This is a genomic window from Bradyrhizobium sp., assembly GCF_036735945.1.
GTDB lineage: Bacteria > Pseudomonadota > Alphaproteobacteria > Rhizobiales > Xanthobacteraceae > Bradyrhizobium.
In genome coordinates this window covers 1-21257 of the sequence record NZ_DAINNI010000081.1, presented here as the reverse complement: position 1 = coordinate 21257, position 21257 = coordinate 1, and the positions used below count along the sequence as shown (strand labels likewise).

General features: G+C 64.6%; 20 protein-coding genes. 3 read left to right on the top strand and 17 right to left on the bottom strand.

Annotated elements, in window-relative coordinates; translation table 11 throughout:
• On the top strand, positions 1–168 hold a 168-nt coding region (locus V7E26_RS21425), incomplete at its 5' end, for a citrate/2-methylcitrate synthase (RefSeq protein WP_324419933.1).
• 103 nt (positions 169–271) lie between these two features.
• Here the strand turns inward: V7E26_RS21425 and V7E26_RS21420 are convergent.
• The gene (locus tag V7E26_RS21420; protein WP_324419927.1) at positions 272–1843 is read right to left on the bottom strand and encodes a winged helix-turn-helix domain-containing protein; all 1572 of its coding nucleotides are present in this window, start codon (positions 1841–1843) and stop codon (positions 272–274) included.
• Positions 1844–2047: 204 nt separating this feature from the next.
• Here V7E26_RS21420 and V7E26_RS21415 point away from each other — a divergent pair, with 204 nt between their 5' ends.
• Positions 2048–2452, top strand: a complete 405-nt coding sequence (locus V7E26_RS21415) for a GFA family protein (RefSeq protein ID WP_324419925.1) — start codon at positions 2048–2050, stop codon at positions 2450–2452.
• On the opposite strand, the gene lpxB is transcribed toward V7E26_RS21415, so the two are convergent.
• The 16 genes from lpxB to V7E26_RS21335 form a co-directional block, all read right to left on the bottom strand.
• Positions 2449–3609, bottom strand: coding sequence for a lipid-A-disaccharide synthase (gene lpxB, locus V7E26_RS21410; RefSeq protein WP_324419931.1), 1161 nt, complete (start codon positions 3607–3609; stop codon positions 2449–2451). The two genes, V7E26_RS21415 and lpxB, sit on opposite strands and share 4 nt — an antisense overlap.
• Positions 3610–3632: 23 nt before the next feature.
• Positions 3633–4490, bottom strand: coding sequence for an LpxI family protein (locus V7E26_RS21405; RefSeq protein WP_324419923.1), 858 nt, complete (start codon positions 4488–4490; stop codon positions 3633–3635).
• Between the two features lie 19 nt (positions 4491–4509).
• Positions 4510–5313, bottom strand: a complete 804-nt coding sequence (lpxA, locus tag V7E26_RS21400) for an acyl-ACP--UDP-N-acetylglucosamine O-acyltransferase (protein WP_324419921.1) — start codon at positions 5311–5313, stop codon at positions 4510–4512.
• Positions 5314–5451: 138 nt separating this feature from the next.
• On the bottom strand, positions 5452–6087 hold the full coding sequence (locus V7E26_RS21395; protein WP_324419919.1) for a histidine phosphatase family protein: 636 nt from the start codon (positions 6085–6087) through the stop codon (positions 5452–5454).
• A gap of 143 nt (positions 6088–6230) precedes the next feature.
• Entirely contained in the window at positions 6231–6689 is a 459-nt protein-coding gene (gene fabZ, locus V7E26_RS21390) for a 3-hydroxyacyl-ACP dehydratase FabZ (RefSeq protein WP_324419917.1), read from the bottom strand.
• Positions 6689–7756 (bottom strand): UDP-3-O-(3-hydroxymyristoyl)glucosamine N-acyltransferase, encoded by a 1068-nt coding sequence (gene lpxD, locus V7E26_RS21385; RefSeq protein WP_324419915.1) that lies wholly within the window; start codon positions 7754–7756, stop codon positions 6689–6691. The genes fabZ and lpxD overlap by 1 nt, the downstream gene beginning before the upstream one ends.
• A 125-nt stretch (positions 7757–7881) precedes the next feature.
• A complete protein-coding gene (gene bamA / locus V7E26_RS21380; RefSeq protein ID WP_324419913.1) occupies positions 7882–10446 on the bottom strand; it encodes an outer membrane protein assembly factor BamA in 2565 nt (854 codons plus the stop codon).
• A 173-nt stretch (positions 10447–10619) separates the two neighbouring features.
• Complete coding sequence (gene rseP, locus V7E26_RS21375) at positions 10620–11795, bottom strand: RIP metalloprotease RseP (protein ID WP_324419911.1); 1176 nt, start codon at positions 11793–11795, stop codon at positions 10620–10622.
• A gap of 43 nt (positions 11796–11838) precedes the next feature.
• Positions 11839–13062 carry a 1-deoxy-D-xylulose-5-phosphate reductoisomerase gene (gene dxr, locus V7E26_RS21370; protein ID WP_324419909.1) on the bottom strand — a complete coding sequence of 408 codons (1224 nt, stop codon included), beginning with the start codon at positions 13060–13062 and terminating at the stop codon, positions 11839–11841.
• A 4-nt stretch (positions 13063–13066) separates the two neighbouring features.
• Positions 13067–13915: a phosphatidate cytidylyltransferase gene (locus V7E26_RS21365; RefSeq protein ID WP_324419907.1), complete on the bottom strand. Its 849-nt coding sequence runs from the start codon at positions 13913–13915 to the stop codon at positions 13067–13069.
• Positions 13912–14667 carry an isoprenyl transferase gene (locus V7E26_RS21360; protein WP_324419905.1) on the bottom strand — a complete coding sequence of 252 codons (756 nt, stop codon included), beginning with the start codon at positions 14665–14667 and terminating at the stop codon, positions 13912–13914. Before V7E26_RS21360 ends, V7E26_RS21365 begins: the two co-directional genes overlap by 4 nt.
• Before the next feature lie 57 nt (positions 14668–14724).
• Positions 14725–15288: a ribosome recycling factor gene (gene frr, locus V7E26_RS21355; RefSeq protein ID WP_324419903.1), complete on the bottom strand. Its 564-nt coding sequence runs from the start codon at positions 15286–15288 to the stop codon at positions 14725–14727.
• A gap of 70 nt (positions 15289–15358) precedes the next feature.
• Complete coding sequence (gene pyrH / locus V7E26_RS21350) at positions 15359–16075, bottom strand: UMP kinase (RefSeq protein WP_324419901.1); 717 nt, start codon at positions 16073–16075, stop codon at positions 15359–15361.
• Positions 16076–16141: 66 nt separating this feature from the next.
• Positions 16142–17065 (bottom strand): translation elongation factor Ts, encoded by a 924-nt coding sequence (gene tsf / locus V7E26_RS21345; RefSeq protein ID WP_324419899.1) that lies wholly within the window; start codon positions 17063–17065, stop codon positions 16142–16144.
• A 134-nt stretch (positions 17066–17199) separates the two neighbouring features.
• A complete protein-coding gene (locus V7E26_RS21340; protein ID WP_324419897.1) occupies positions 17200–18198 on the bottom strand; it encodes a 30S ribosomal protein S2 in 999 nt (332 codons plus the stop codon).
• A 248-nt stretch (positions 18199–18446) separates the two neighbouring features.
• Complete coding sequence (locus V7E26_RS21335; protein ID WP_442893449.1) at positions 18447–20744, bottom strand: caspase family protein; 2298 nt, start codon at positions 20742–20744, stop codon at positions 18447–18449.
• Positions 20745–20985: 241 nt separating this feature from the next.
• Here V7E26_RS21335 and V7E26_RS21330 point away from each other — a divergent pair, with 241 nt between their 5' ends.
• On the top strand, positions 20986–21252 hold the full coding sequence (locus tag V7E26_RS21330; RefSeq protein ID WP_324419895.1) for a YbaK/EbsC family protein: 267 nt from the start codon (positions 20986–20988) through the stop codon (positions 21250–21252).
• The last annotated feature ends 5 nt before the right edge of the window (positions 21253–21257 follow it).

Genomic DNA, 21257 nt, shown 5'->3' with positions numbered 1-21257 from the left:
TTCCCGACCTCGATGTTCACCGTGCTGTTCGCGGTCGCCCGCACCGTCGGCTGGATCAGCCAGTGGAGCGAGATGATCGAGGATCCGCAGCAGAAGATCGGCCGTCCGCGCCAGCTCTACACCGGCGTCGCCCGCCGCGACTACGTGCCGATGGACAAGCGGAAGTAAGTCTCGGCCCTCAAGGCCTTCGAAGCGGCGTCATCGCAAGATGGCGCCGTTTTCGTTTGAGGCATGGTGGCAATTCAGCCTCGCCGCTGGAACTGATCGGTATTCATTCGGGAATGCCCGCGAGCCGCAGCCCCTCGACCAGAAGAGCCAGATCCTCCTTTCGGCGCAACGGTGTGAGTTGGCCCGCGCCGGAGAGCCGAAAGGCCGGATCGAGGCTGAGGATTCGGCGAGCTACAGATTCAGCTTGATCGAGCTTGCCTTGGTGGGCCAGGCAACAAGCAAGAAGACGCAGCGTAGCCAGATGGCCATCCGTAAGCTGCACCGCCTCGCTTGCGAGCCGCTCCGCGGTCTCGAACCGGCCCAGGTAGAAATTCGCGGCGCCCATCATTGAAATCATGATCTGCCGATTGGGATCGCGCGGGCTGAGCCGCATGGCCCGACTCTGATGCTCGAGAGCGAGATCATGGTAGCCCATGTAGAGTCTCAGCCAGCCGCTTACGCTCCATGCGAACGCGGAATTCGGATTGAGCGCGACGGCCTGGTCGACCAATGACGCCGCAGCATCCAGTTCGCCGGCAAGGTAGCCGAGAACCAACGCAGCCGCGGCAAGCGCGACCTCGTCATCACTTCCGAAGGTGATTGCAAGCCGGGCCAACCTCACGGCCTCGGCTGTTTCCTGCTGAGGATCGAGCATCCAGTGAGGGTGCTTCTTCGCGTTTATGCAGAGAGCCGCGCGCGCATAGGCGCCGCCATAGTGAGGATCGAGTTCAATCGCCTTATAGGCGAGACGTAACGCTTCCTCGTTTGCCTCGCGATCGCCATGTCGCCACACTGCGTTGGCCCGCAGGACGTAGTCATAGGCATCGAGCTTGTCCGTCGGTTTCCGTTGCGAGAGACGGCCTTGTTCGGATTGGAGCCGCATGTCGACGGTTACCGCGATGGATTCGGTGACGCGATCCTGGAGATCAAATATGTCGTCAAGCTCGCCGTCGAACTGGTCTGCCCACAAGTGGACACTGGTTGCCGCTTCGATCAGCTGTCCCGTGATGCGCACCCGGCGGCCTGCCTTGCGCACGCTGCCCTCGACCACATAGCGTACGCCCAGTTCGCGGCCGACCTGCTTGATGTCAACCGCCTTGCCCTTGTAGGTGAAGCTCGAATTGCGGGCTATGACGAACAGAGAGCTGAACCGCGACAATGCGGTGATGATGTTCTCCGACATCCCGTCCGCGAAATAATCCTGTTCCCGGCCGCCCGACATGTTTTCGAAGGGCAACACCGCAATCGAGGGTTTATCGGGGGGCGCCAATGCCTGTTTCGGCGATTGAACGAGACCGTTGGCGGCTGCTTCATCGGCAGGATTACGGGCTTCCTGCACGTGTCCGACAAAACGAAAGCCCTTCCGTGGCAACGTCTTGATCAGGCGTTGCCCCTCCCCGGAATCGCCGATTGCAGTCCGGACGACGTTCAGGCGCGTCGTCAGCGCTGCATCCGACACGCTTCGCCCCTTCCAGATCGCGTTGATCAGATCGTCCTTGCTGACGACGCGCTCCCTGTTGCGGATCAGGTATTCGAGGAGGTCGAAGACCTGTGGCGCAATGGAGACCCCCTCCACCCCGCGACGCAATTCGCGTCGGTCGGTGTCGAATACATAGTCCTGGAAGACATAGCGCAAGATGCCAATCCCTTGGACAATCACTGGCTCCGTCTGGACTGCTCAGAGTATGCCGCCGATGAGGAAAATGTAAGCTGGATATCCGGGCGTCGCCCGCCGCGATTACGTGCCGAGGGACAAGCGGAAGTAAGCGACGCGATCGAGAATTGGAAAATTCCGCTCCACGATAATATCCTGGACGGGATTTTTGATTGAGGAGGATCCATGCTCGCCGGAAGCTGCCTGTGTGGAAGCGTGGCTTATGAAGCCGATGCCGATCCCGGACCGATCGTCCACTGCCACTGCCAGACCTGCCGCAAGACACACGGCTCGGCGTTCTCGACGGTAACCAACGTCCCGCGCGACCGCTTCCGCTGGGTCCGAGGTGAAAGCCTGCTTCGAGGGTTCGAATCTTCGCCTGGCAAGACGCGGTATTTCTGCACCCGATGCGGGTCGCACATCGTGGCTGCGCGCGAGAGCAAGAGCACGGTCCTGCTGCGGATGGGCTGTCTCGATACGCCGATCAGCGAACGGCCCAGGATGCACATCTGGCGATCGGACGGCGCATCCTGGTTCGATCCCAAGGATCAATTGCCGGAGTGGCCGGAAGCCACGCCGCCGAAGGCCTAGGCCCGCGGCTTGTGCATCGTTGCCAGCACGATGTCGGCGGCGCGCACGCTGGGCGGCTGGTCGCCGGTCGACATGATCGTATCGAGCGTGGCGAAGGCCTCGAGCTGCTGCCGGCGCAGCGGAGAATCCGACAGCACGTCGCGAAGCGCCTGCGCCAGCTTCTCGGGCGTGCAGTCTTCCTGAAGGAATTCGGGAATGACATCGCTGCCGATGACGAGATTGGCGAGGATTACCGAGGAGACACGGATCGCGCGCCGCAGGATGAATGCTTCGATGGCGCCGACGCGGTAGGCCGTCACCATCGGAACGCCGGCGAGGGCGAGTTCGAGCGTCACCGTGCCGGACTTGGCGAGTGCGGCATGCGCGATGCGGCAGGCAGCCCGCTTGTCCTGCTCGCCGATCACGACCTGCGGCTGGATCGGCCAGCCCTTCACCGCCTCGACCACCGCCTCCTGCAGATGCGGCATCGTCGGCAGCATCAGTTCGAAGGCTGTGCCCTGCTCCTGCAACAGGCCCACCGCCTGGCCGAACACCGCCATGTGGTGGCGGATTTCGCTGCGCCGGCTTCCCGGCAGCACCAAGAGCACCGGCGGTGATTCCCCCCGCCGTCTGGCTTCATCGGCGTTCGGACGCAGCGAGGCCAGTTGCTCGGTCAGGGGATGGCCGACATAGGTGCAGGGCGGCCCGCGCAGCCGCTGATAGGCCGCGGGCTCGAACGGCAGCAGCGCCAGCACGTGGTCGACATATTTCAGCATCGCGCGCGCCCGCCCGGACCGCCACGCCCAGACCGAGGGCGACACATAGTCGACGATCGGAATGGAGGGATCCCTGGCGCGCACGCGCCTGGCGACGCGATGGGTGAAGTCGGGGCTGTCGATGATGACAAGGACATCCGGCGCCGCTTCGGTCACCGCGATCGCGGTTTCCTTGATCAGCCCGAGGATCTTCGGCAAATCCTTGACGACGGCGGCAAGGCCGATGATCGAGAGCTCCTCGATCGGAAACAGCGTATCGAGCCCCTCGCGCGCCATCGCGCGGCCGCCGACGCCCTCGAACTGCACGCCGTCGCCGAGCCGCTGGCGCAGCACTTTCATCAGGTTGGCGCCGAGGCGATCGCCGGACTCCTCGGTCGCGATCAGAAATATTCTCCGCTCCATCCCGGCGGTCGCGCGAGACGGCGTCACGCGGGCAGGCCCTGCACGAACAGGCCGGCGCTGTCCGCCGCCGCGATCATGGCCTGCGCGTCGGCTGCAATCGTATGTCCGGCGATCACGGCGATGCCGCCAAGGCCGGCCTTGGCCGCGCCTTCGATCGTCCTGGCGCCGACGGCCGGCAGATCGTAGCGCAAATCCTGGCCGCTCTTCGGGGCCTTCACCAGCACGCCGCGCCCCGCCCTGGCACGGATGCGCCCGGCCTCGCGCAGCCGCGCCACGCGGGCCAGCAGGCCGTCGGTGCCCTCGATGTCCTCGACCGCCACGACGTGGCCGTCGATCACGACCACGGCCTGGCCGATGTCGAACGGACCGAGCGCGCCAAGCACTTCCCGCCCCTTGGCGATGTCGGCGGCCGCAGCAGCATCGGGCGCGGCGCGGCCGATGGTTCCTTCCGGCATCAGCACATCGGGCGCGACGTCCCTGACGCCGACCATCCGGAAGCCATCCTGCTCGAGGATGCGGCCGATCCCCGACAGCAGATGATCGTCACCGCCGCGAAACGACGCCCAGACGCGGCCGAGCACGCGGATCGTTCCCCAGTCCAGCCGGATCTCGGATAGCGCCGGGCGCTGCAGCGTTCCGATGAAGATCAAATCGCGGCAGCCTTCGCTGCGAAACAGTTTGGTCGCGCGGCCGAGTTGCCCGACCGAAATCCAGTGATGGCGGAATCGTCCGACCCGACCAGGATCGCAGGCGCCACGCAACGCGAACAGCACCGGCGCGATCCCCCGCGCCTGCAGCGAATCCGCCACCGCGAACGGCATCGCGCCGCCGCCGGCGATGACGCCGACCGGTGAGGAGATATCGGTGGCCGCTGAGGTCATGGCTGCGGCGATCCCATCATCACGGCCTGGCGCCGTCGCCAGCGGGAAGGCAGAGCGGACGATGCTTGCCCTGCGCGATGAAGGCGAGGATTTCGGCAATCGCAGGGTCCTCGCCGGCGAGCGGCTGCACGGTATTCAGCCGTTCGGCAAAGACGCCGGGGCCATGAAACAGCTTCTGGTAGAACGAGCGCACCTTGGCAAGCCGCTCCCTGGTGAATTTGCGGCGCTTCATGCCGATCACGTTCAGCCCTTCGAGGCTGGCATACTGGCCGTTGACGAGCCCAAACGGAATGATGTCGCCGCGCACGCCGCAAACGCCGCCAACCATCACCTGCGGTCCGATCCGGGTGAACTGGTGTACGGCGGAGAGCCCGCCGATGAAGACGAAATCGCCGATCTCGCAGTGACCGCCGAGCGTAGCGGAAGTGGCGAAAATCACGTCATTGCCGACCTGGCAATCGTGACCGACATGGCTGCAATTCATGAAATAGCCGCGCTCGCCGACCCGCGTCACGCCGCCGCCGGCGACCGTCCCGGCGTTCATGGTGGAGGATTCGCGGATGGTGCATCCACTACCGATCTCGAGCCGGGTCAGTTCGCCCTTGTAGCTCAACGATTGCGGCGGCGTGCCAAGCGACACGAACGGATAGATCGTGCAGCCGTCGCCGATGATGGTTTGCGCGGTGACGTGCACATGCGCGACCAGCTTGCAGTTCGAGCCGATGACGACATCGGGCCCGACGATGCAATAGGGACCGATCGTCGTCCCCTCGCCGATCACAGCGCCATCCTCAACCCGCGCGGTTGGATCGATCGTACCCATTACGTCAGCCAGCCCATCCGTTGCAACGCGAATTTGTCGCGTTTTCCGGTGGTTAGCGCGGCATCCCAATGCTGTCTAGTGACGTATGGTTACGGCGTGTTTCGGGCCTGCGGTCTCGGGTCATGCCGGGCATGCTATCTAAATGCCGGCCCGCGCGATCCACTCGCTCGCCTGCACGCGCATGACGAAGGCGGCCGGACCGGACGCGCCGGTCTTGTAGACGAGCGCCTCACCTTCGCGGATGTCGGCAAACTCCTTGCCGAACGCGTCGGTGACGTTGGTCTTGTGCGTCACGGCCAGATTATTGACGCCGGCCTTCGGCGGCGCATTGACGAGATCGCGTATGGCGCGGCCGATCCTGGCGTTCTTGCCGTCGGGATTGGCCATCGCCGACGCACTGCCCGCGCCGCCGTCGGTCAGTTCGTCGACGGCAGATGCATCCTTGCCGCCGATCAGCTTGCCGGTCTCGACCGCACGATTCAGCCGGCTGGTGTAGACTTCGCCGATCGGCACGCCCAGTTTGGCAAGCGCCATCCCAAGCTCGCGCGCCATGGCGCGGCCCTTGTCGCTCAATTGCCGCTGCGCGCTCATGTCGTCGAACTTGAAGGGATAGGCGTCCTTCTGGCTGTCATCGGTGGCACCGTGCCGAAACACGATGACGTAGCCGCCGCCCTTCAACGCGGCGACCAGACTGTCCAGATCAGCCGCGTAACTTGACGGCGATATCAGAAGAAAGATGACCAGACACCGAATAACGGAAACAAGCTTGTTCACGGACGCCTCCGTTGAAAAAGCGTGGACCCAACCGGAATTCAGATGACGGATATTCTCAATCGACCTCGGGCAGTTTCCCTACCCTGGGATCGAGCAAAGACATCAGGATCCGCCAGTTGTGTGACGGATAGATGCAACCGGATTCAATCCGTCAGCATTGCGCCGACGTCGGCCTCGGCCACGACCGACCCGTTCACCTTGGCATCGCCGTGAAACCACCACATCGCCTTGCGGCGGCCGATCGAACGCATGTGGTACTCGATGGTATCGCCGGGCATCACCGGCTTGCGGAATTTGCACTTGTCGATGGTCAGGAAATAAACCGCGCGCGGCTTCTCGGTGCCCTCGACCGACTTGATGCCGATGACGCCGGCGGTCTGCGCCATCGCCTCGATCATCATCACGCCGGGATAGACCGGCCGATCGGGGAAATGCCCGAGAAACGGCGGCTCGTTGAAGGTGACGTTCTTGATTCCGATGCCGCTGTAGTCGGTCCTGATCTTGATGACACGATCGATCAGCAGCATCGGATAACGATGCGGGAGCGTCTTGAGGATCTCGTTGATATCAACGAACTCGAACCTGACCGGTGCCTCCTCCATCACTCCTTCCCCTCGCCTTTTGGATGGGCTGCACCAGCGCGCGCCAGGCGTTCAAGCGCCAGCGTCTCCCGGAACCATTGCCTGGTCGGCCGAGCCATGTGACCACCCCAGCGTTCGTTGGCAGGAATGTCGTCCTTCACCGCACTCATGGCCGCGATCTGCGCTCCGTCGCCGATCTTGATGTGATTGTTAAGCCCAGCCTTGGCGCCGATCGCCACGTTGTCACCGATCGTCAGGCTGCCGGCGAGCCCGATCTGGGCCGCCAGCAGGCAGTGCCTGCCAATCGTCACATTGTGGCCGATCTGGACCTGATTGTCGATTTTGGTGCCCTCGCCGATCACCGTATCGCGCAGGCTGCCGCGGTCGATGGTGGTGCTGGCGCCGATCTCGACATTGTTCTGGATCAGGACGCGGCCCGTCTGCGGCACCTTTAGATGGCCCTCGGGACCGAAGAAAATGAAGCCGTAGCCGTCCTGGCCGATGCTGCAGCCGGGGTGGATCAGGACGTTGTTGCCGATCAGCGCAAACTGGATCGCGGTGCGCGCGCCGACATTGCAGTCCCTGCCGATCTTGACGTCGGCGCCGATCACCGCGCCTGCGCCGATCACGGTGCCGGCGCCGATCTCGACCCGGGGTCCGATCACCACGAGCGCATCGACGATCACGCCGTCTTCCAGATGGGCCGTCGGGTCGATGATGGCCGACGGTGCGATGCCGTCATTGTCGAACCAGGATTGTGGACGGAGTGCATCGCCATGCCACTCGCGCGCCAGCCTGACGAACGCGCGGAACGGCTGGGTGGCCCGCAGCACCGCGACGTGAGCGGGCACCCGGGCTTCGAAGCGCGGGCTGACCAGGCAAGCCCCGGCCTTGGTCGCTTTGAGCTGATCGGCGTATTTGAGGTTGTCGAAAAACGCCAGATGCATCGGACCGGCTTCGTCGAGCGAAGCAAGGCTCCTGATGACCCGGTCGCCCTGCGCAGGATCGATCAATACCGAACCGGTCAGCGCGGCAATCTCAGCCAGCGTCGACGAAGCAGGTTGCTTGAAGAATATCGGCTGCGCCATTCCACCCGTCGCAGTCTGGTCTGCGCTCACACCAGACGGCCGGCTCTGAAAGACCAGAACCGACCGCTCTGCTTGTCCTGATACGTTTCCAGTCGCGAACCGATGATCGGTTCGCCTGAAGACGGCTAGAACGTCGTACCGCCGCCAAACTTGAACTGTTGCACGCGGTCGAACTGACCCTTGGTGAGCGGAACCGCATAGTCGAAGCGCAGCGGACCGAACGGCGAGGCCCAGATGAGGCCGACACCGACCGAGCTACGGACCACATTTCCGTTGTCATACACCAAGCCCGTACAGGTTCCAGCCGAGTTCGGATTGATCGTAGAAGGGGTGCAACCCGAGTTGGACGTGGTGGTAAGTTCGGCCGTCTGAGCCCACGTGGTCGGCCCCTTATAGTCAAAGAGTCCACCGGCGTCGGCATAGACCGATCCCTTGAGCCCGACTTCCTTCGGCAGGAACCAGAACGGCATCTGCAGTTCGAACGAAGCGCCCCAATATTTAGTGCCGCCGAGCGCGTCACGCGTACCGAACGGGTTGAGATCGCGCGGACCGATGCCGTTCGGCGCAAAACCACGAACGAGGTTCGGACCCATCTGGAAGTGATCGAGCATCCGGATTTCGTTGTTGCCAAGCTGGTTGAGCATACCGCCCTGGAGATGGATCAAACCAACGATATCGGCGACCAACGGGGAGTAATACTTCACATCGACCGCGGACTTGATGTAGCTCACGTCGCCGCCGACGCCGGCAAAGTCCTGCTTCCAGTCGATCAGCAAGCCGTCGGTCGGGTTCTTGTTGTTGTCCAGCGTGTTGTAGTTCAGCGTATAGCCGACCGCCGAAGTCAACACCTTGCCGCTCTGCAGCTCCTTGCGGACCGGCAGCGAGGCTTCGCCGTCGCTGTAGCACCACAGGCCCTGGCCGGAGGCGTCGGTCGCGGTCTGGCCGCCCGCGGTGATCGATCCGCCCGCGGGAGCGCCAACCAGATTCGCATAGGCCGGGCTTGGATTGAAGGCGAGCAGCCCGTTGCCAGGATTGTTGTTACAGTTGGCGAGCGAGTTCGGCAGCGAGATTTGCTGCTGATAGATCGAGTAGCGCAGTTGCAGCGCGAGATCTTCCCGCAGCGTGAAGCCGAGCCGCGGGCTGAAGCCGAGCGTCTTGGTGCCGTAGGCGATGTAGCTGTTGGCCAACTGCTCGCGGTAGAACAGGTCGAGGCCGAGCGCGACGCGGTAGTCGAACAGGTAGGGATCGACGAACGACAGCGAGCCGCCGCGCACATACTGGCCGTAGGTCACCGCAGCCTTCGCGTAGAGACCGCGGCCGAGGAAGTTACGCTCGGAAATGCTGACTTCGGCCAGCGCACCGTCGGTGGTCGAGTAACCGCCGGACACCGAGAAGTCGCCGGTCGACTTCTCTTCGAGGTCGACGATCAGGATGACGCGGTCGGTCGACGAGCCGGGCTCGGTGACGATCCTCACGCTCTTGAAGAAGTCGAGATTCTTCAGCCGGCGCTCGGCGCGATCGACCAGCGCCCGGTTATAGGCGTCGCCTTCGGACAGGTCGAATTCGCGGCGAATCACGTAGTCGCGGGTGCGGGTATTGCCGCGGATGTTGATGCGCTCGATATAGGTGCGCGGGCCTTCATCGATCGCGAACACGATCGAGACCGTGTGCTGCTCAAAATTGCGGTCGCCGCGCGGTCGCACGATGGCGAAGGCGTAGCCGCGCCGCGAGGCTTCGATCTGCATTTCTTCCACCGACTTCTCAAGCGCCTCGGCGTTGTAGACCGAGCCGACGCTGACCCGCGAGTAGCTGCGCATCGAGGCCGCATCCAGCGTCGGGATCGAGGTCTGGAAGTCGACGGTAGCAACGCGATATTGCTGCCCCTCTTCGATCTTGAAGGTGACGAGGAAGCCCTTCTTGTCGGGATCGTATTCGGTCAGGGCAGCGACGACCTGCACGTCGGCGTAACCGTTCTTGAGGTAGAAGCGTCGAATCAGATCGCGGTCGGCCTCGACCCGGTCCGGATCGTAGACGTCGTTGCCGCCGAGGAAGCTCAGCAGGTTGGATTCGCGGGTCTTGATGACGTCCTTCAGGCGATAGGACGAATAGGCAACATTGCCGACGAACTCGATCGACTTGACGCCGGTCTTGCTGCCTTCGGCGATCGTGAAGATCAGGTCGACGCGATTGTTCGGCTGCTCGATGATCTCAGGCGTGACACGCACATCGTAGCGGCCCGAGCGGCGGTAGATTTCGGCGATGCGCTGGGCGTCCGACTGCACCATCGGGCGCGAGAAGGTGCCGCGCGGCTTGGACTGGATTTCGGCGGAAAGCTGGTCGTCCTTGACCTTCTTGTTGCCCTCGAAGGCGATGCGGCCGATCACGGCGTTCTCGACCACGGTCACGACCAGCCGGCCGCCGACCTGGTTGATTCGCACGTCCTGGAACAGGCCGGTTTCGATCAGTGCCTTCAGGCCATCGTCGATCTGCGCCTGACCGAGGTGGCCGCCGGGACCCGGCTTGAAATAGGAGCGAATGGTCTCAACTTCGACGCGCCGGTTACCCTCAACGGCGATCGACGCCACGGTCTGGGCAGCAGCCGGCACCGAAACCAGCGTAGCCCCCACCGGCGCGGCCAACATGATCAGAGCGGCCAGCAAGCCCCCCCGCAGTCGCATTCCAAACATCATGCGCAACGCGCCCTCGTCATTCCTTTGCCGGCCCGTACCCCTACGAACCGACAGATTCCCAAGTTGCATTGCTTGTAGCCAATTTCGACAGGGCGGCAAACCAGACTTCTCGCGGCAATTCCAATTTCAATCCAAGGCGTTGCCAATGGGCAACGTCATAAAAAAGCCCGCGTCTACGATCTGCCGAAAAGCCCCTTCAGCCATGGCACCTGATGGAAATCATTATAGAAAGCGAACACCATCAGCATCAGCACCAGGACCAACCCCACCCGGAACCCGTATTCCTGCGACTTTTCAGACAGCGGCCGGCCGCGGAGCACCTCGGCCGTATAGAACATAAGGTGACCGCCGTCGAGCAGGGGAACCGGGAACAGGTTCAATAGTCCGATTGAAATGGACAGCACCGCCGCCAGGTGCAGCAAGGGAATCAGCCCAAGCGTCGCCACCTGCCCCGAAATCTGGGCGATTCGAATCGGTCCGCCGATCTGGTCGGCGCTGGCCCGCCCGGTGAAGATGTTGCCGATGTAGGCTAGCGTCTGCTCGATGACGAACCAGGTTTCCTTGATTCCGAGCCAAAGCGCGCTGGCCGGATCGACCTTTTCGGTCGTCACTTCGCCCGGCGAGGTAGCCCGGGTGATACCGAGGATGCCGAGCCGCTGGGTGTTGCCGAAGGGGTCCTTGATCTCGCGCAGTTCCGGCGTGCCCTTCAGCTGCAGCGTCGAATCACCACGCTTGACGGTGAAGGTCATGGTTTCGCCGGCGCGGACGCTGACGAAACGCTGCATGTCGGAGAAGCTGCCGATTTTCTTGCCGTCGATGGCGGTAACGATGTCGCCGACCTGGAACCCGGCCCGCTCGGCGGCGCTGCTGGCCTCGATCTTGTCGACCCGCGCCGTTGTGCTCGGCTTGCCGAAGAAGGTGAAGAGGCAGGTGAAGATGACGATCGCCAGAATGAAATTCGCGATCGGACCGGCCGCAACGATGGCGGCGCGCGCACCGACCTTCTTGTGATGGAAGCTGCCTGCCCGCTCCTCCTCGGTCATGCCAGCGAGCGCCTCGGCCGAGGCCGGCGTCGAGGCTTCCGATTCGTCGCCGAAGAACTTCACGTAGCCGCCGAGCGGAATCGCCGAGATCTTCCAGCGCGTGCCGTGGCGGTCGTTGAAACCGACAAGTTCCGGCCCGAAGCCCAGCGAGAACGTCAGCACCTTCACGCCCGCCCAGCGGGCGACCAGAAAGTGGCCGAGTTCATGGAAGAACACGACGATGGTCAGGACAAACAGGAAGGGGATGATGTAGCCGACCAGCCCATGGCCCAACGTACTGAAACTATGGACAAAAAATTCTGTCATCAGATTCCCCTCGACAAGAGCCAAAGGCTCCGTCCCCAACGCTCTAGGATGCCTTTAAGGCAATTTGAGGCAATAGGGAGGCGGCTCTATTTCGCGCGTTATGGTCAACGGTGATCGCGTCGTCGGCCGAGCTCAGCGGTGCAAGGTTCCCGGCGCGAATCCAGTCGTTCATGGTGGTCTCGACAAGGCGCGCGATCGATCCGAACTTGATCTTTCCGGCGATAAACGCCGCCACCGCGACCTCATTGGACGCGTTGTAAACCGTGGTCGCACCACGTCCCGTACGTAACGCTTCGTAGGCCAGCCGCAAGCCCGGGAACCGCTCGAAATCCGGCGCCTCGAAGGTCAATTGTCCAATTTTTGCGAGATCCAGCCGCGCCGACGGGCCGACGATTCGATCGGGCCATCCCAGGCAGTGCGCAATCGGGATGCGCATGTCGGGTGCGCCAAGCTGCGCAACCACAGAGCGATCGGAGAATTCGACCATGCCGTGAATGATCGACTGCGGATGCACGAGAACGTCGATTTCGTCGGCGGAGAGCGCGAACAGATAGGAGGCTTCGATGACTTCGAGGCCCTTGTTCATCATCGAGGCCGAATCGATCGTGATCTTCTGGCCCATGCTCCAGTTCGGATGCTTCAACGCCTGCTCGAGCGTCGCCTGCTCGATATCGGCCGGCGCCCAGGTGCGGAACGGTCCGCCCGAGGCGGTGATGATGACGCGCACCAGCTCCTCGCGATTGCCGGAGGAGAGCGCCTGAAACAGCGCATTGTGTTCGGAATCCGCCGGCAGGATGCAGGCATTGGCCTTCGCCGCGCGCTGCATGAAGAAATCGCCGGCACAGACCAGGCATTCCTTGTTGGCGAGCGCAACCGCCGCACCGCGATCGACCGCAGCCAAAGCGGGCTTCAAGCCAGCCGCACCGCTCACCGCCGCCATCACCCAATCAGCAGGACGCGCGGCCGCCTCGATAACAGCGCTTTCGCCGGCGCCCGCTTCGATGCCCGTGCCCGCGAGCGCCGCCTTCAGCTCGCCGAGGCGCGCCGGATCGGCGATCGCCGCGAATCGCGCACCGAATTCCTTGGCCAGCCTGGCCAGCGCGTCGACATTGGAATTCGCGGTCAGCGCCTCGACCTGGTAGCGGTCGCGCGCGCCGCGCAGCAAATCCATCGTGCTGTCGCCGATCGAGCCGGTGGCGCCGAGCACCGTGACCGTACGCGCCGCGGCTGCGGTGGCCTTGTTGTTACGCAATGGAACTGCGCTCATCGTATCACCAAACCATAAGACCGCGGCCGACGCCATCGGCGCCGCCCCGCAGAAAACCCAAAAGTGCCGCCACGACGACGGCTGCGACAAATCCGTCCAGACGATCCATTAGTCCGCCGTGACCGGGAATAATGTGACTTGAGTCCTTTACGCCAAAACGCCGCTTCACGGCGGATTCGAAGAGATCGCCAAGCTGCGAAACGACCGTGAGGACCGCCGAAACCAGCAATAGCGGCCCTGCCCTGCCCAGTTCGAACGCGGCAAATCCCCCCGCTACCGCGAGACTCGCCGCAAACCCGCCGATGGCGCCGGCCCAGGTCTTCTTCGGGCTGACGCGCGGCCACAGCTTCGGCCCGCCAATGCCGCGGCCTGCGAAATAGCCGCCGCTGTCGGTCACCCAGACGATCAGCAGCACGAACATTAGGGCGGAGAAGCCCTTTGCCGGGTCGAGCCGCACCAGCACGGACGCTATCTCGGCCGCCGCCGCGTACAAGAACCCCGCCGCCGCCCAGTTGCGCCGCTCGGGCGCCATCGCGGCAACGGCAGCGAGACCTATCGCAAGCACGATCAGCGCGGCATCGAGGCGATGCAGCGCAAGGCAGAGCCCGGCAACCGCAAGCGCGACGATACCGGGCACCGTCACGCGCATCGTCCCGCCGAGACCCACGATCGCGAGCCATTCGACGAACAAGCCGATCGCGGCCAGCACCACCAGCGCGGTCCAGAGCCAGCCGCCCGCATAGGCGATCGCCACCGCCAGTGGAATCAGTACGACCGCCACCGCGACACGCATTGCGAGATTGCGCTTGTCCGATCCGCTCGCTGCCGCGGGCGCGGCCTCGCGGTCCGTCACGATCCGGTTTTCGCGGCCAGACCGCCGAACCGGCGCTCCCGTCTGGCATATTCGGCAATCGCGCTTTCCAGCGCGGCCTTGTCGAAATCCGGCCAGTGGATCGGCACGAAGACGAGCTCGCTATAGGCGGCCTGCCACATCAGGAAGTTCGACAGCCGCTGCTCGCCGCTGGTGCGGATGATCAGGTCGGGATCGGGAATGTCAGGCGCGTCGAGATAGCGGCCGAGCGTATCGGCGTCGATCGAGGCCGGATCGCGCTTGCCTTCCGCGACTTCGCGCGCGAGCCGCTGCGCTGCGCCGGCGATCTCCTGGCGCGATCCGTAGTTGAAGGCCACGACGAGATTGAGCTTGGTGTTGTCCCTGGTCAGCTCTTCGGCTTCGTTCAACAGCGTGCAGATATCGGGTTCCAGCCCTTCCCGCTCGCCTATCACACGCACGCGCACGCCGTCCTTGTGCAGCGTCGCGAGATCGTTTCGGATGAAGCGGCGGAGCAGTCCGAAGAGATCGCCGATTTCGGTCGCCGGCCGCGACCAGTTTTCCGAGCTGAACGAAAAGATCGTCAGATAGAGCACGCCGAGTTCATGGGCGGCGCGAACCACGCGACGCAGCGCCTCGACGCCGCGGCGATGACCTTCGGCGCGCGGCAAGCCGCGCGCGGCCGCCCAGCGCCCGTTTCCGTCCATGATGATCGCCACATGCAACGGAACGGATCGATCCGGTCCTTCCGTGGCAGGGGCGGCGGCGTTCGGCATCATCAAAATTCCAGAGCCAGTCTCAACCGTTCCAGTCTCAACCGTTGAAACCTGTCATCAAACGGTGAGGATTTCCTTTTCCTTCGCCGCGAGCAACTGATCGATTTCCGCGATCGTTCCATCGGTCGCTTTCTGCACGTCGTTGGCAAGCCGCTCCTGATCGTCTTCGGAAATTTCGTGATTCTTCTCGAGCTTCTTGACGACATCGAGCCCGTCGCGGCGAACGTGGCGGACCGCAACCTTGGCGGCCTCGGCGTATTTATGTGCGACTTTCACCAGTTCCTTGCGCCGCTCGGTGTTGAGCTCCGGAATGCGCAGGCGCAGCACCTGACCTTCGGTCGCGGGCGAAAGACCGAGATTGGAATCGACGATCGCCTTCTCGACGGCCTTGACCATCGACTTGTCCCACACCTGGACGGAAAGCAGGCGCGGCTCGGGCACGCTGACGGTCGCAAGCTGGTTGAGCGGCATGTGCGAACCGTAGGCCTCGACCTGCACCGGCTCCAGCATCGATGCCGACGCACGGCCGGTCCGCAAGCCGCCCAGTTCGTGCTTGAGCGAGGAGGTGGCGCCTTGCATGCGGCGCTTCAATTCGTTGATGTCAAAACCGGGCGTGGGCATAACGCTCTCCCCTTCCTAGAAACTGCCGCAGGCGCCTTGATAGGCCTGAGGATCGAAACCTGCTGGCTTTTCAGCCGGCAACTACCGTGCCGCGGCCGGTCCCGCGCAGGATCGCGCCGATCGAACCCGGCTCGGCGATCGAGAATACGATGATAGGCAGTGATGTCTCGCGGGCAAGCGCGAATGCGGTCGCGTCCATCACCTTGTAGCCACCGCTGATCGCCTGCGAATGCGTGAGGCGATCGAAGCGCTTGGCCGAGGGGTCCTTTTTGGGGTCAGCGCTGTAGACACCGTCGACATTGGTGGCCTTCAGCACCGCCTCGGCCCCGATCTCGGCCGCCCGCAGCACCGCCGTGGTGTCGGTGGTGAAGAACGGATTGCCGGTCCCGCCGCCGAGCAGCACGATTCGCCCCTCGGCGAGGTATTTGTGCGCTGCACTGCGGGTGAACAGCTCGGAAATCTCGGGCATCACGAATGCCGACAGGGTCCGCGCCGGCGTGCCCTTGCGCTCGATGGCGGCTTCCAGCGCCAGGCAGTTCATCATGGTCGCGAGCATGCCCATGGTGTCGCCGGTCGGGCGCGACACGCCGCGCGAGGAAACCTCGACGCCGCGAACGATGTTGCCGCCGCCGATCACGACGGACACCTCGACGCCGAGCTTCTTTGCCGCGATCAGATCGTCGGCGATGCGGTCGATGGTGGGCTGATCGATGCCGAAAGACTGGCTGCCTGCGAGATACTCGCCCGAGAGCTTGATCACGACGCGACGATAGACCGGGTCAGCCATTGCCTATTCCTTGTCCCGCGCAGGTGACTTCCGGCGCGATGCGCCGGAAGACCGTGACCGCAGCGGTTACTTCTTGCCGCTGGCCGCCGCGACCTCGGCTGCGAAATCGGATTCCTGCTTTTCGATTCCCTCGCCGAGAGCATAGCGCACAAATCCGGCAATCTTCACGGGACCGCCGACCTTGCCCTCAGCTTCCTTCAGCGCCTGCGCGACCGACTTGCCGGTGTCGTGGATGAAGGCCTGATCGAGCAGGCAGACTTCCTTGTAGTAGGTCTTCAGGCCGGACTCGACGATCTTCTCGATCACGTTCTCCGGCTTGCCCTGCTGGCGATACTTGTCGGCCAGCACGTCCTTCTCGCGCTTCACGGTCTCCGGGTCGAGGCCTGCCGAATCCAGCGCCAGCGGATTGGTCGCGGCAACATGCATCGCAAGCTGGCGCCCGAGCTGGGCGAGTTCATCGGTCTTGCCGGCCGATTCGAGCGCGACCAGCACGCCCATCTTGCCGGCGCCGTCGACCACCGCACCGTGGACGTAGCTCGACACCACGCCCTTGCCGACCTCGAGCGAGGTGGCGCGGCGCAGCGACATGTTCTCGCCGATGGTGGCGATCGCATCGTTGATCGCGACCTCGACCGTGACCTCGCCGACCTTGGCGGCCTTGATCGCGTCGACATCAGCCTTGTTGTGCAGCGCGACCTGGGCGATCATCTTGACCAAGCCCTGGAACTGCTCGTTGCGCGCGACGAAATCGGTCTCGGAGTTGACTTCGACCAGCACGCCCTTGCCGCCCGACGTCAGAGCGCCGATCAGCCCTTCGGCCGCGACGCGGCCGGCCTTTTTCGCAGCCTTCGACAGGCCCTTCTTGCGCAGCCAATCCTGGGCGGCCTGCATGTCGCCGTCGGTCTCGGTGAGGGCCGCCTTGCAGTCCATCATGCCCGCGCCGGTCGACTCGCGCAGTTCCTTGACCATTGCCGCAGTGATCGTTGTCATCGTCAAATATCCTTCGTGCCTGCTAGCAGGGCGCGGCACGCGCCTTGCGCCGGGCCGCTGTCAGCTACAGGGGATGTCGAAATCTCTCGGGAACGGAACCGGTGGCCGGAAGATCCGGCCACGCGGCGTACCAATTATTCCGCTTCCGCGGTGAGCGTCTTGGCCTGGGCAACCCAGGCATCGGCGCGGCTCGGAAGACCGACCTCTTCACCGATCTTGTGCGCGGTGTCGTGGTCGAGTTCGGCGAGCTGCCAGTAGTGGAAGATGCCGAGGTCGTTGAGCTTCTTCTCGATCGTGCCCGAGACGCCGGTGAGCTTCTTGAGGTTGTCGGCGGTGCCGCGCGGACCGGCGAGGCCCTGGAAGCCGGAGGTTTCGGCAGCAGCCGGAAGCTCCTCGCGGGCCGGCTGGGCCGAGGCGCCGATATCGATGCCGGAGTCGCCCTGCGCGCGCGAAATGCCGTCGATGGCGGCGCGCGCAATCAGGTCGCAATACAGCGAGATGGCGCGGCCGGCGTCGTCATTGCCCGGCACCACGAAGGTGATGCCCTTCGGATCGGAATTGGTGTCGACGATCGCCGCAACGGGAATGTTGAGCCGCTGCGCTTCCTGGATCGCGATGTCTTCCTTGTTGGTATCGATCACGAAGATCATGTCGGGAAGACCGCCCATGTCCTTGATGCCGCCGAGCGAACGGTCGAGCTTGTCGCGCTCGCGCTGCAGCGTCAGCCGCTCCTTCTTGGTGTAGGAGTTGGCTTCGCCCGAGGACAGCACCTCATCGAGGTGACGCAGGCGCTTGATCGAGCCCGAGATCGTCTTCCAGTTGGTCAGCGTGCCGCCGAGCCAGCGCGAGTTGACGAAATACTGCGCCGAGCGCTTGGCCGCTTCAGCCACGCCGTCCTGGGCCTGACGCTTGGTGCCGACGAAAAGGATGCGGCCGCCCTTGGCGACGGTGTCGGACACCGCCTTCAGCGCGTTGTGCAGCATCGGCACGGTCTGGGCGAGATCGATGATGTGGATGTTGTTGCGGGCACCAAAGATGTAATCCGCCATCTTCGGATTCCAGCGGTGCGATTGGTGACCAAAGTGCACGCCAGCTTCCAGGAGCTGACGCATGGAAAAATCGGGTAGCGCCATAGTGATAGTTCTCCGGTTGGTTCCTCCGGAAACGTGTGAGCAAACGAGCCTTATGGCCCGGCTGCCACCGGACGGCCTTTTGAGCCATGTTTCCGTGTGAGATGGCGCGCTGTATAGCCGGATTCCAGCCAGAAGCAAGGAAATACGGCTGGACTTTCAGCCCTCCTGCCCTGCGTCCTGGGGCCGTGCCGGGCCAGTCGTCTTTAGGCCCGGAACGGGCCAGATCTCGCGATCTGGCCCGTTGACGATCAGCATCGGGCGCCCGGCGGGCAGCCCCTGGCCGGAGCTGGGCGAGCCGGTGGCGGTGACGCCACCCGAGGTGGCGGCGCAGCCATCCGGGGCGGTGGTGCCGGTGCCGCCATCCGTGGCGGCGGGGCAGCCATCCGCGGAGCCGGCGGGGGCGCGGCCATGCGCGGCGGGGGCGCGGCCATCCTGGGCGGCGGCGACGGGGCGGCCATCCGCGGGGGCGGCGCGGCCGCTCTCGGCGGGGGCGCAGGCGGAGCGACACGCGCGGCTGGCGGGGACCTTGCGGCCTGCGCCGCCGCAGGCGGCGGGGCTCGCCGCATCTCAGGCTGCGGCTGAGGTCGCGGAGCCACCGCAGCGGCAGGCCTCGACGGCGCGGCGGCACTCGGTGGCGGCGCAGCCCGTGGTGGCGGGCCAGCGGGAGCCGTTGCGCCGATGGCGGGCCGCGCGCCGGTGACGCCGGGTCCGGCCGGCGGCGAAGCGCCGGGCGCAGTCCTCGCGTTCGGATTCACCGCGGCGCTCGGCGGCGCCGGCGGCGCACCCCTGGCGCCCGGGACCGGCAGCGCGTTGGTCCTCGGCAAGGGCTGGTTCGACGGCAGCGCGGCCGGGGCGTTGGCCGGCTGCACGGAATTGGGCCCACCGGGCCGCCCGCCGGGAGCGCCGGGGAAACCGGTCCTCACGGCAGGATTGATCGCGGCGCTCGGCGGCACGGGCGCCTTGCCCTGCTGGATCAGCGTCGCCCGTTGCGCGACCGCGGGCGGCAGCGTAGGCGTGGCGCCACCCTGCCCCGCCCCAATCGCCGGCGCGCCAGGACGTCCGCCCATCCTGTCGCCGGGCCCAGCCGCGGGTGCGGGGGCTGTCCGCCGGTTGATGACGCTGTCGATGGCCGCCCGGTTGTGGATGTTGGCGAAGATGATGTTGTTCGGCGGCGGCGCGATATAGCGCGGCGCCCTGACATAGACCGGGAACGGCACGAACACCGGCTGCGGCAGGATGAACAACCCGATCGGCGCCAGCGGCGGCTCCAGCACCACGAAATCATCCGGTGGCGGCGGCAAATAATAGACCGGCGCCGGGGGCGGCGGCACGAAGTCGAACTCGGGATCGCCGAAGGCCAGCACCGGGCGATCGACATAGATGATCTCTTCCGGCGGCGGCGGCGGCACGTCGTATTCGATGACGTCGAATGTCGGCGGCGGCTCGAGCGGCGCGGTGAGAATGGCCAGGCGGCGGCGCGCATCGGCAGCATGCGGCCCGCGCGGATAGCGTTGCAGGTACGACCAGTAGGCGTTCGGCGTGTCGGCGCGGTAGGTGCGGCGCCAGGTGATCGCTTCGCGCCGCGCCGCCGTGATCGCCCTCACCCGCTTGGCCAGCGGATCATCGGGATAGGCGCCGAGAAAATCCTCGTAGCCCTGCAGGGTGTCGCGCTCCAGCACCGCGGCGTAGGCGTTCTGCACGCCGAGTTCGCGGATCGGCTTGTTGCGGTCGGCGGCGACCTGATCCACCGGCGGCTGTGCCGGCGCGTCGGGAGCGCGCTCGAAGAAGGTGAAGCCGGCGTCGACCTTCTGGCTGTCCCACGGCACCTGCGCGCCCTTGCTCGCTTCATTGACCCGCAGCCTGACCCGGTTGAACACCTCCGGCAGCGGCAATCCGCCGGTGCGGATCATCTCGGCCAGCGACTGGGCGTAGATGCCGTACGACCCCTGCTCGGCCGGCGCGACGGTGCCCGGCGCCGCATTGAAGGCGATCAGCATATGCCGGTCCGCTTCGACCAGAGCGAGGCCGCTTGCGATCTGTCCGTTGACGAACGGCTGCTGCCGCGCCGCGTCCAGCACGACGATACCGGCCTTCAGCGGCAGCGACGCGAGCTGACGGATGTAGTCGCCGGTCCGCAGCGCCTCGATCGGCACGTCGTTCTCGCGGTTGATCGCCGAATCGACCGGAACGAAATAATTGTCGCCGGCGAGCTGCAGCCCATAGCCGGCGAGATACACCATCGCGACCGTATCGGGCCCCGAGTTCTCGGCCTTCTGGATGAAATCGCGGAAACTCTTGCGCAGCGTGTCGCCGTCGAGATCGCGGGCGCCGATCACATCGAAGCCGGCCGCCTGCAGCGTCTGCGCGATCAGGCCGGCGTCGTTGGCCGCCGTCGCCAGCGGCGATTTCGCATAGGCGCCGTTGCCGACCACCAGCGCAATCCGCTTCTCCGGCTGCTGCGCGGCGGCGGCATCCAGGTAACCCGCAAGGGCGGACATCGCGACGAGACAGGCCGAGACGATCGATAAGCTTCGCAGTACCCGCATGGTATTCCACCCTGTCGCCGCCCGAGCGCCGCATGGAAGGCGCTCTAAGCTGAACGTTTCTTGAACAAATGAGCTCTCAGCAAGGCATATGGCCGGCTGTGCCCGGTTCTGGAACCGAAATTGGCGTTGTCGCGGCTTTCCGCCGGGCGTATCCTTTTTTCAAATCGTGTTCGCCGTATCGTGAGGCGACGGCGCGAGTTCCTCCGATGTGGCGGATTGCCCACGCAATGGAGGAGCCGCCATGACCGTTTCCCCTACCCTGCAGAAATATCTGGATCAAGTCGTCAGCTACGACCTCATCCGCCATGCCCCAACCATGTCATCGACCCGCACGGCTGAAGCCTGCCACGTGCCAGGCGACGCGCTGGCCAAGGCGGTCGTACTGCGCCGTGACGGCGGCTACATGATGGCTGTGCTTCCGGCCTCGCATCATCTGCACCTCTCCGCCCTGAAGAGTCAGCTAGTGGTTCATCACCGTGATTTTGACTCTTTGGCGCCAACTGGATAGGCGCG

Excerpts from the sequence above, each read along its gene's own strand:
- pyrH (WP_324419901.1), bottom strand. The coding sequence starts at position 16,075 with ATGGCTGACCCGGTCTATCGTCGCGTCGTGATCAAGCTCTCGGGCGAG.
- V7E26_RS21405 (WP_324419923.1), bottom strand. The coding sequence starts at position 4,490 with ATGACCTCAGCGGCCACCGATATCTCCTCACCGGTCGGCGTCATCGCC.
- lpxD (WP_324419915.1), bottom strand. The coding sequence starts at position 7,756 with ATGGCGCAGCCGATATTCTTCAAGCAACCTGCTTCGTCGACGCTGGCT.
- V7E26_RS21335 (WP_442893449.1), bottom strand. The coding sequence starts at position 20,744 with ATGCGGGTACTGCGAAGCTTATCGATCGTCTCGGCCTGTCTCGTCGCG.
- rseP (WP_324419911.1), bottom strand. The coding sequence starts at position 11,795 with ATGACAGAATTTTTTGTCCATAGTTTCAGTACGTTGGGCCATGGGCTG.
- fabZ (WP_324419917.1), bottom strand. The coding sequence starts at position 6,689 with ATGGAGGAGGCACCGGTCAGGTTCGAGTTCGTTGATATCAACGAGATC.
- lpxA (WP_324419921.1), bottom strand. The coding sequence starts at position 5,313 with ATGGGTACGATCGATCCAACCGCGCGGGTTGAGGATGGCGCTGTGATC.
- frr (WP_324419903.1), bottom strand. The coding sequence starts at position 15,288 with ATGCCCACGCCCGGTTTTGACATCAACGAATTGAAGCGCCGCATGCAA.
- V7E26_RS21340 (WP_324419897.1), bottom strand. The coding sequence starts at position 18,198 with ATGGCGCTACCCGATTTTTCCATGCGTCAGCTCCTGGAAGCTGGCGTG.
- dxr (WP_324419909.1), bottom strand. The coding sequence starts at position 13,062 with ATGAGCGCAGTTCCATTGCGTAACAACAAGGCCACCGCAGCCGCGGCG.
- bamA (WP_324419913.1), bottom strand. The coding sequence starts at position 10,446 with ATGATGTTTGGAATGCGACTGCGGGGGGGCTTGCTGGCCGCTCTGATC.
- tsf (WP_324419899.1), bottom strand. The coding sequence starts at position 17,065 with ATGACAACGATCACTGCGGCAATGGTCAAGGAACTGCGCGAGTCGACC.
- V7E26_RS21415 (WP_324419925.1), top strand. The coding sequence starts at position 2,048 with ATGCTCGCCGGAAGCTGCCTGTGTGGAAGCGTGGCTTATGAAGCCGAT.
- V7E26_RS21360 (WP_324419905.1), bottom strand. The coding sequence starts at position 14,667 with ATGCCGAACGCCGCCGCCCCTGCCACGGAAGGACCGGATCGATCCGTT.
- lpxB (WP_324419931.1), bottom strand. The coding sequence starts at position 3,609 with ATGGAGCGGAGAATATTTCTGATCGCGACCGAGGAGTCCGGCGATCGC.
- V7E26_RS21330 (WP_324419895.1), top strand. The coding sequence starts at position 20,986 with ATGACCGTTTCCCCTACCCTGCAGAAATATCTGGATCAAGTCGTCAGC.